The 9,659-nt window shown below is 75.0% G+C and carries 4 protein-coding genes; 3 read left to right on the top strand and 1 reads right to left on the bottom strand.

All coding sequences use genetic code 11. The features are described 5' to 3' along the window. Positions 1-233 precede the first annotated feature (233 nt). Entirely contained in the window at positions 234-2,831 is a 2,598-nt protein-coding gene (gene lanKC / locus ACWGE1_RS23405) for a class III lanthionine synthetase LanKC (RefSeq protein WP_453422439.1), read from the bottom strand. 249 nt (positions 2,832-3,080) lie between these two features. Here lanKC and ACWGE1_RS23400 point away from each other — a divergent pair, with 249 nt between their 5' ends. The 3 genes from ACWGE1_RS23400 (at position 3,081) to ACWGE1_RS23390 (ending at position 9,602) form a co-directional block, all read left to right on the top strand. Continuing rightward, a complete protein-coding gene (locus ACWGE1_RS23400) occupies positions 3,081-6,149 on the top strand; it encodes a type 2 lanthipeptide synthetase LanM family protein (RefSeq protein ID WP_453422438.1) in 3,069 nt (1,022 codons plus the stop codon). A gap of 162 nt (positions 6,150-6,311) precedes the next feature. Then, positions 6,312-6,518, top strand: a complete 207-nt coding sequence (locus ACWGE1_RS23395) for a hypothetical protein (protein ID WP_453422437.1) — start codon at positions 6,312-6,314, stop codon at positions 6,516-6,518. Positions 6,519-6,638: 120 nt separating this feature from the next. Beyond that, positions 6,639-9,602, top strand: coding sequence for a helix-turn-helix transcriptional regulator (locus tag ACWGE1_RS23390; RefSeq protein WP_453422436.1), 2,964 nt, complete (start codon positions 6,639-6,641; stop codon positions 9,600-9,602). Positions 9,603-9,659: the final 57 nt, after the last annotated feature.

The following is a 9,659-nucleotide window of genomic DNA, read 5'->3' as shown; positions in this document are numbered from 1 at the left end:
GCTCGTTACATCGGCTCGGGGAAGATGTCCATCATGCTCCAGGCGACGCTGAAGCAGGGCGGGAAGGCGTAGGTCTCCGGCTCGGTGTCCAGTGCCTGGAGCGCGAGGATCTGGCTCATGGATGCTCTCCTCTTTCTTCTCGGGGTTGTGTCGGTCGGGAACTGCATACCTGGGCACGGAGTTGCTCGCCGCCGTGCCCAGGTGTTCATGGGACGCCCGCCCGCCCGGCGCCGTCAGCCAGCTGCCGGGATCCGGGGGCGCGCGTCGTGGGGATCCGTCAGGAGCGGGCCGGCCAGCAGGCGGTGCAGGGCCAGCAGGACACCGGCCCCGCCACTGGACAGGTCGGCGGTGAACCGCTGCGAGCCCGCTCCGAGGAAGCGGACGCCGCGCCGGTAGGGGACGGCGTACTTCAGCAGGCCGGTTGCGGCGCGCACGGCGTCCCTGCGGGCGGCGTCCGTGCCGGTGAGCTCGGCGTGCCCGGTCAGGAACCAGCTCAGTCCGGCCAGCCCCCGGTACAGGCCCGCCTCCTTCGTGGCGCAGGAGACCCGGATGCCGGCGACCAGCCTCGGCAGCGCCGCGGCGCAGCGCTCGTCGGGCGCGGTGGCCACGTAGCGGGTGAGTACCGTCGCTACACCGGCCGCGCCCGTGGCCAGGTACGGCATGGCACGGGTGAGCTGCGCGTTGTCGGAGACGGACAGGGCGCCGTCGTCCAGCGGAAAGGTCCGGTCCAGTTCCTGGTGGAGCAGCGGGCGGCCCGCCTCCAGCCAGCGGGCCTCGCCGGTGTCGCGGGCCAGGCGGTGGAGGAAGAGTGCGAGCCCCGAGCGGCCGTGCAGCAGGCCGCGGGCATCGTGCTCGCCGAGGGTGGCCTGCAGGTCGGGGGTGCGCAGCAGTCCCTCCCCTGCCGCGGCGGCCCGCTCCAGGTGGCTGTTCTCCCCGGTCAGCCGGTGCAGGGCGAGCCAGCCCAGGCCGACCCCGGCCCGCCCGCCGGCCAGCGTGCTGCAGGAGGCGGTGAGCGGGTGGCCGTCGGCGTCCCGGAGCAGGTCGACGGCCTCGTCCAGCCGGCCGAGGCCGGCCAGCACCCGGGCGATGCCGGCCGAGCCGACGAGCAGTCCGGGGGGCAGTGCGTCGCGCAGGGCCAGCGTGTCGCGGCGCAGCCGTTCGTGGATCTCCTCCGGCACCGCAACCCCGGCGCGGTGCAGGGCGTGCACCACCCCGGCCGTGCCGTAGGCCAGGCACAGGTTGTTGGTCCGGAACGCCTCGGGCGAGGGCGGGAAGGCCCAGTCCGGCCGGTCGGCGTCAGCCGTTTCCAGCAGCCCCGCGGCCACCTCCTCGGCCAGCCGGGTGAGGCAGCCGCGCGGATCGCCGTCCAGCTCGGCGGGGGAGGGCAGACGGCCGGGACCGTTCTGGTCCTGCGCCTGGTCCTCCGTCAGGTGGAAGGCGGTCGCCCGCTGCCACAGGTCCTGCGGCGGAGCCACGTCCGCCAGGTCGCGGCGCAGCAGGGCGAGGTTGGCGGGCGCATGCTCGGCGATCTCGTGGAACGGCGCCAGGAAGGCGAACGCGACCGCCGACATGCCGTACCGGTCCTGCAGCAGCGGATCGGTGTCGGCCCGGCGCAGGCCGGGCGGCGGCGTGAACCCGGGGGTGCCCATCCCGGAGGGTGCCGCGGACAGCGCCGAGGCCGCCTCGAAGTCCACCAGCCGGACCTCGCCCGACGGCGTGACCAGGACGTTGCCCAGGCTGAGGTCACCGAACCGGTAGCCGGCGCCGTGCAGCCGCCCGAGCGAGGTGTCCAGAGCGGCCAGCAGGCGCCGGCACGCCTCGTAGTACGCGGCGACGGACTCGGCCGTGCGGTCGGCGCGGGCCAGCGGGGAGGACCGGCTCAGCCAGCCCACCAGCGGCTGCCCCGGGATGAACTCGGTGACGAGGAAGTCATGCTCCCACTCCGTGAAGTGGTCCAGCGGTTCCGGGCCCACCCCGGGGGCGGCCGCGTGCAGCTCGCGCAGTACCCGGTACTCGTGCCGCAGCCGCTGCTGCGCGTCGGTCCCGTCGAAGACCAGGCCGTTGTGGGCGCGGGCCTCCTTGAGGAAGACGGTGCGGCCGGTCCGCCGGTCCCGGGCCTGGTAGGCGCCGCCGGCGTTGCTCAGGCGCACCGCGCGGGTCACCTCGTAGTCGCGGATCATGATCGGGCCCGCGTGCGGCTGCTCCTCCTGCTCGACGAAGGGGTCCGTTATCCCCGCGGGCAGGTGGAAGGCGGGCAGCCGCAGGTCCACGACCTCACGGCCGGAGCCGTCGCGGACCAGCCCCTCCCGGGTGCCGTCGGCGCGCAGCCGGCTGCGGGCCCCGAAGGAGCCGTGGCGGTAGTGGACCGTCCGTGAGTCGCGAAAGCGCCGGTCGGTGAGGACGTACGGCCCTTCCTCCCCGTCGAGCGCGTCGCGCAGGCGTTCCAGCAGCCGGCGGGCGGTCGCCGTGTCCGGCGGGTAGACGGCGCAGAACTTGCCCGCCTGGGCCCGCCCGGCGTGCTTGTGATGGAGGAACAGGAAGAAGAGCCGGGCGCTCAGGTGCTTGAACGGCACGCCTTCGGAGAAGCAGATCTTCGCGACCGTGTCGAGCACGTGCTGCGCCCGGTCCAGCCGCGCCGACACGTGGATCTTCCAGCCCTGATCGGCGAGCCCGGTCCGCGGACTGCCCCAGACCGTCCAGATGCCCTGGGCGGCGCCGCGCAGGCCAGGCGGCACCTCGCCGGGGGCGAAGCGCGGCCCGGGGTCGGCCACGCTGGGCAGCGGCAGGTAGTACTCCCGGTCCGCGAGCGCTTCGCCGAAGCCTTCGAGCACGGGATCTCCTTGCAGGGTGGTAGCGGGCGGCCACAACGGTCGTGCCGGACGTGTCGTGCCAGACGCTAGGACCGGCAGGTATGGAAAGGGTTCGGCGGCGGCATGCGACCGGTATCGGGCGGGATCGCCCTCCTCATGTGGCAGCGGGGTGGAAAACATGGGGGACTCTTCCCCATGCGGGGGAGGCACCCCCCGTACGAGGATCGGGCGTGGCGCGGAGCGGTGGGTCGGGGTCGAGGAGGGGCGATAGTGGCTGGGCAGGGGCGGGACGAGGTTTCGCTGTCGGCGGTCGAGCGGTGGTGGGAGGCCGGGCTCGTCGGCGGTGGCGGGGGTGAAGGGCGTCCGGACTGGGCCGCGTTCGCCGAAGAGGCGTCGGCCGCCGCGCCCGAGGAGGCCGTGGCGCCCGAGGGGGACCATCCGGGGCTGAGCGGTTTCGAGTGGGTGCTGCGACCGTTCACCGTCTGCGCCGGGGAGCGGCTGGAGCGGGGCGTGTCGGGGCGGGCGCGCGGGCTCGTGGACATGACCGCCGTGCGGGACGACCTGGAGAGGCACCTCAGCGGCAGGCTGGCCCGGACGGCGGCGCGGACACTGGTGCTGGAGCTGTACCAGGCGCGGAGCGCCGGGCAGCTCGCCGGGGACGACACCCGGGCCCGGTTCCGGGACTTCCTGGGGCGTAGCGCGTCCCGGCGCGGTCTGGTGGCCCTGCTGGCCGGTCGGCCGGTGCTGGCGCGGATCCTGGGGCGGGCGGCGCTCGACGCGGCGGACGCCGTCGCGCAGGCGCTGGAGCGGCTGGCGGACGACCACGCCCGTCTGACCGCCGGTCTCCTGGAGGAGTCCGGCGGGGATCCGGGACCGCTCGTGGGCCTCGAGCCGGGCGCCGGCGACGGGCACCGGGGCGGACGGAGCGTGATGCTGCTGCGCTTCGCCGACGGGACCCGGCTGGTGTACAAGCCACGGCCCCTCTCCGTGCACCGCCACTTCAACGACCTCGTTGCCTGGTTCAACCGGCTGCCCGACTGCGTGGACCTCCGTACGCTGCGGCTGCTCGACCGGGGCGACTACGGGTGGGTGGAGTTCGTCGCCGCGGGGCCCTGCGCCTCGGCCGCCGAGGTCGAGACGTTCTACCGCCGCCAGGGCGCGCTGCTGGCGCTGCTGCACCTGATCGACGGGACCGACCTGCACCACGAGAACCTGATCGCCGCCGGCGCCCACCCGGTGCTGGTCGACGTGGAGACCCTGTTCCACCCGCCGCTGGCGGGCACCACCACGGAGGACCCCGCCGCCCGCGCACTCCATGACTCGGTGTACCGGGTCGGGTTGCTGCCCCAGCTGCTGGTGGGCGACGACAGTGCCCTGGACGTGTCCGCGGTCGGCGGCGGCCGCGAAGCGGTGTCGCCCGTCGTCCGGGCGGACTGGGCCGACGCCGGCACCGACCGGATGCGCCTGGTGCGCAGGGCCGGGAGGTTCGGGGAGTCCGCCAACCGGCCACGTCTTGCGGAGGGCGGGCCCATCGAGCCGGCGGCCCACATCGAGGCGCTCTGCGCCGGATTCCGCGCCGGGTACACGGCGATCGGTGCGGCCAGAGAGGAACTGTTGCACGAGACGCCCTTGTTGAAGGCGTTCGCCGAGGACGAAGTGCGGGTGCTGGTACGTCCGACCTGGGCGTACAGCACGCTGCTCGACGAGTCGACGCACCCCGATCTGCTGAAGGACGCGGGTGAGCGGCAGCGGATTCTGGAGACCCTGCGGACCGACGCGCTCGGGACGTCCCTCGCGCCCGACCTGGTGGACGAGGAGATCGCCCAGCTCTGGGCGGGGGACGTACCGCTGTTCACCGCCCGTCCGGGCCAGGGCCGTCTGTGGGGCGCGCCGGAGCGGCCCTTGGCCGGCCGCACGGACCTGTCCGGGATCGCCCGGGTCGCCGCGAGGCTCGCCGCCCTGGACACGGTCGACCGCCAGGACCAGGAATGGATCGTGCGGGCCGCGATGGCGACGGCCTCCCGCGCGCCCGTGCACCGGCCCGCCCGGGACCGGCGCACCCGTACGGCGGAGCGCGCCCCGGAGCCGGAGCGGCTGCTGTCGGCCGCCCGGTCCGTCGGGGACCGGCTGGTCTCCCTCGCGTACCGCGAAGGACCGCGCAGCAACTGGATCGGCCTGGAGCTCCTGGACGAGCGCTACTGGCGGATCGGCCCGATGCCGGCCGACCTGGCCGGCGGGTACACCGGGCCGGCCCTGTTCCTGGCCCAACTGGCGGCGCTCACCGGGGCCGGACACTACGCGGAGGTGGCCCGTACGGCCCTGGCGCCGGTGCCCGGGCTGCTCGACGCGCTGCGCGCCCGGCCCGCAGACCTCTGCGCGGTGGGCTCGGGGGCCTTCTCCGGCCTCGGCGGCATCGCGTACGCGCTCGCCGAGACGGCACGGCTGCTGGACGATCCGGAGGTCGGCTCATGGGCGTCCGCCATGCTGCGGCTGGCGGGCGAGGCGGCTCTGTCCGAGGGGGAGCACGGGGTGGGTGCGGGCGTCGCGGGCGGGCTCGTCGCACTGCTGGCCGCCCACCGGGCCGGTGGTGGTTCCGGTGCCGCTGCCGGGGACGGGGACGAGACACAGGAGATCTGGCGCGACGCGCAGGCCTGCGCGGACCGGCTGACCGCGGTCGATCCCATGGCCGGCGGGCGGGGCTTCACGACGGGGGCCGCCGGGCTCGGATGGGCCCTGCTGCGGTTCGCCGAGGCGGCCGGGGCCACCGCGGGGTCCGGGGGCGGGGCGGCCGAGGGCAGTGAGCGGTACCGGCTCGCGGGCCTGTCCGCGCTGCGGGCGGCCGTGGGCGGGGAGCCGGACGAAGGCCGGGGTCCGGGGGGCCACGGGGGAGCCTCCGTGGGCTCACCGGCCGACGGTCCCGCGTACGGGGCCCGGGCGTCGGCCTGGTGCCGGGGGCGCGCCGGCATCGCGCTCGCGGTGCTGGACGCGCCGGGCGCCCTGGACGACCCGCAGCTCGCGGCCTGGTCCCGCAGGACCGTCGAAGGGCTGGGCCGGGACAGGCCGGCCGCCGACGACAGCCTCTGCCACGGCGAGGCCGGACTGTGCGAACTCCTGGGCCACGGCGCGGTCCCGGAGGTGCGCCCCCACTGGATCCGTCGGGCCGGAGCACTCCTCGCGTCCGTCGAGGAGACCGGTGCCCGCAGCGGCGCCCCGGACGGGGTTCCGCATCCCGGCCTGCTGACCGGGCTGGCGGGGATCGGGCACGGACTCCTCCGGGCGGGGTTCCCGGAGCGCGTCCCGTCCCTGCTCCTCCTGCAGACACCCCCTATGGGCCGATAGGCAGGACGGGCCCGGCGGCCGCCGCCGGAGCGCCCACCGGCATCACGTACGACCGCCGTCTGCGGTGCTCCCCCACGGAGCACCCCGACCGCACGACCTGACACACCGCACCACCGCACAGCCCAACACGACCACCACTCCCGCGGATACGAAGGACGGACGATGACCATGCAGATCAATGACTCGGTGAGGTACGTCGACAGCAGCGCCGGCGCGGAGACCGCGGCCCATGAACACCCGGTGGGCGAGGTGATGTTAGGGGCGAGCGGGATGCTGGGGCTGCGCGGCCGCCTGCTCCGATCAGGGGAATGTGACGCTGCCGCCTCCGTGGACGTGCCCTGGACCACCGGCTCCCTCACCCTGTTCTGAGGGGAGGACGCGTACGTCGCCCGGTGATGTGTCCGGGATGACGTCTTGACGGATCGGGCGGAGGCCGGGGGTTTCCCCGGCCCTTTGCCGTGCGCGAAAAAGATCAAGTAGCCTGCGCTCATGCGAGCGACGTCGTCGGTCATCGTTGGGCGGGACGCCGAGATCGGGCTGCTGGACGAGAGCCTGGAGAGGGTCGGGAAGGGCGCCGGACGGGCGGTGTTCCTCGTCGGCGAGGCGGGGATCGGCAAATCCCGGCTGGCCGGCGAGTGCGCGTTACGCGCGTACGACCGGGACATGCCGGTGCTGCGCGGCCGTGCCACGTCCACCGGGCTCGTCGTGCCCTTCCGGCCCCTCGTCGAGGCGCTGTCCTCGCGGTTCCGGGCGGCGGGCGCTCCTGACGACCCGGAACTCCAGCCCTACCGGCCCGCGCTGGCCGGCCTCGTGCCGGAATGGCGGGCTGCCACGGGGGCGCCCGGATACGCGATCTCGCTGGTCGAACTGGCCGAGGCGCTGCTCAGGCTGCTGGCGGTGCTCGGCCGCGAGCGGGGCTGCGTGATCCTGCTGGAGGACCTGCACGACTCCGACACGGAGACGATCGCGGTCGTCGAATACGTCGTCGACAACGTGGCGGAGCTGCCGATCCTCCTGGTCGGCACGCTCCGGCCCGATCCCGGCCCGGCGCTGGACCTCGCGCTCGCCGCCGAGCTGCGCAACACCGCCTCGTTGAGGGAGCTGAGGCCGCTGGACGAGGCCTCCGTACGGGACATGGCGGCCGCGTGTCTGGACGCCGGACCGGGTGAGGTGCCCCCGGCCGCGCATCGGCACCTCTCGCAATGGGCGGGCGGGAACCCGTACCTGGTGGAGGTACTTCTGGCCGATCTGCTGGACACGGGACGGCTGAGCCGGGCCGACGGCGGGTGGCAGCTTGCGGAGGACGGCGAGGCGACCGTACCGACGGGCGCGGTCCGCAGTTGGGCGCGCCGGCTGGACCGGCTCGACGAACCGGTGCGCGAACTGCTGCTCGTCGCGGCGACGCTCGGCGGCCGGTTCTCCGTCGGGGCTCTCAGGGCGGTGACCGGACTCGACGACCGGGCGCTGTTCTCCCACCTCCGGTCGGCCTCCGAGGTGGGGATCATCGCCCCGGACGGGGCCGCCCACGACCACTACACCTTCCGTCACGTCCTGACGGCGGACGCGCTCAGAGCATCGCTGCCGCCCGCCGAGCAGGCCGCGCTGGCCCGGCGCGCGGCGACGGCCATCGAGGAGTCCGCCGGCGACCTCTCCGGAGATCAGCGCCAGTTGGTGGCCACTCTGCGACTGGCGGCGGGCGACAAGGTGGCGGCGTCCCGGCAGTTCGCCCAGGTCGGTCGGCAGATGCTGGACGCCGGTGCGTCGGGCTCGGCCGCCGTGCTGCTGGAGCGCGCCCGGGGGCTCGCGGCCGACGAGGAGCGGGACGAGGTCACGGTGCAGCTGGCGATCGCCCAGGCCGAGTCCGGGCGGCTCGACGAGGCGGCCGCACTGCTCGACGATCTTCCCCCGGCGCCCGCAGGGTCGCGTGCCGCTGAGGAACGGGCCCAGGCGCACACCCAAATCGCGTGGGTCGCGACCATGGCGGAGCAGCAGGAGGAGGCGCGCCGCCGGATCCGGGCGGCCCGCGTCCTGCTCGGGGGCGCCCCGCGCCCGGAGCAGGAGGCGGCGCTCGCGGTGGTCGAGGGCCATCTCGCCCTGCTGCCGGAGCAACACGGCCGGGGCGAGGGGCGCGGCCCGGTGGGCCGGGGCGGCCAGGACGGCCGCGAGCGACTGGAAGAGGCGGAACGTTCCGCCCGGTGTGCCGCGCTCACCGCGGAGCAGCGCGGCCGGCCCGTGGTGGCCTGCCAGGCGTGGCAGCTGCTGGCCATGCTGTCCCGGGAGCGCGGGTTCGACGAGGCCGACGCCTGCCTGGAAAGGATGCTGACGGTCGCCGAGGAGCACCGGCTCGCGTTGTACCGGGCCGAGGCACTGGTGCGGCTCGGCACCAACGCGTTCATGCGGACCGGTGAGGCGACCCGGCTGGAGACCGCCCGCACGGCGGCTCACGAACTCGGTTCGCTGGCCCTGCTCCAGGCCGTCGACGGGCTGCTCGCCATGCAGAGCGTGCTGGGCGGGCGATGGGACCGGGCCCGGGGGATCGTCGAGCGGTCGGTGGAGGCCAGCGCCCGCCTCCAGAACCTGGCGACGCACCGCTACTTGCTCCTCGTCGACGCCACGCTCGCCGCTCACCAGGGCCGGGCCCGCGACCAGGACCGAGCCCTGGTCCGGTTCCGCCGGGCGGGCGGCGAGGAGTCCATGCTCGTGCCCCTGCAGCGCGGGCTGTGCCAGGCCGTGGGTGCGCTGATGGGGGAGGACCGGGAACGGGCCAGGACCGAGCTCGACGCGGCGCTGGCCTGGGAGCGGGAGCACCCGAGCTTCTTCTACCTCAGCGGCCGGTACGGGCTCGGCCCCCTGTTACGGATCCTCGACGGCGAGGACGCCGGCCGGGAGGCGTACCGCGAGGCGCTGGCCTCGCCGGGCGGACAGCTGGCCTGGAACCGGATGTTCCTCGGCATGGCGGACGCCGTGCTGCGCGGCCGGGACGGCGACCCCGAGGGGGCGCAGCGCGCCGTGGAGCAGGCCGGCCGTGCGGCGACGGTGTTCCCGCAGGCGTGGCATCTCGCCCTGCGGCTGACCGCCGAGGCGGCGCTCGCCGATTCCTGGGGTGAGCCGGTCGCCTGGCTGCGGACCGCCGAGGAGTACTTCCACGAGGCGGGCGTACCCGCGGTGGCCGGGGCCTGCCGGGCCGTCCTGCGGCAGGCGGGGGCCGGCGTCCCGCAGCGCCGGGGCGGCCGGGAGCGGATCCCCGCGGGCCTGCGCACCGCGGGCGTCACGCCGCGCGAGTACGAGGTGTTCGTGCTGCTCGCGGAGCGGCCCGGCAATCAGAAGATCGCCCAGCGGCTGTGCATATCGCCCCGAACGGTGGAGAAGCACATGGCGAGTCTGATGATCAAGACGGGCTCCGCGGACCGCTCGGCACTGTGCGCCCTGTCGGCGGAGTGTGCGGATGGCTAGGCCGTCTCTTTCCGATCCGGCCGGGCCCGCGCCGCCCGGCAAGATCCAAAAGAGACG

The sequence above is a fragment of the Streptomyces sp. NPDC054932 genome (genome assembly GCF_053610205.1).
The sequence above is the reverse complement of the archived record's forward strand: the minus strand, read 5'-3'. Positions and strand labels throughout refer to the sequence as shown.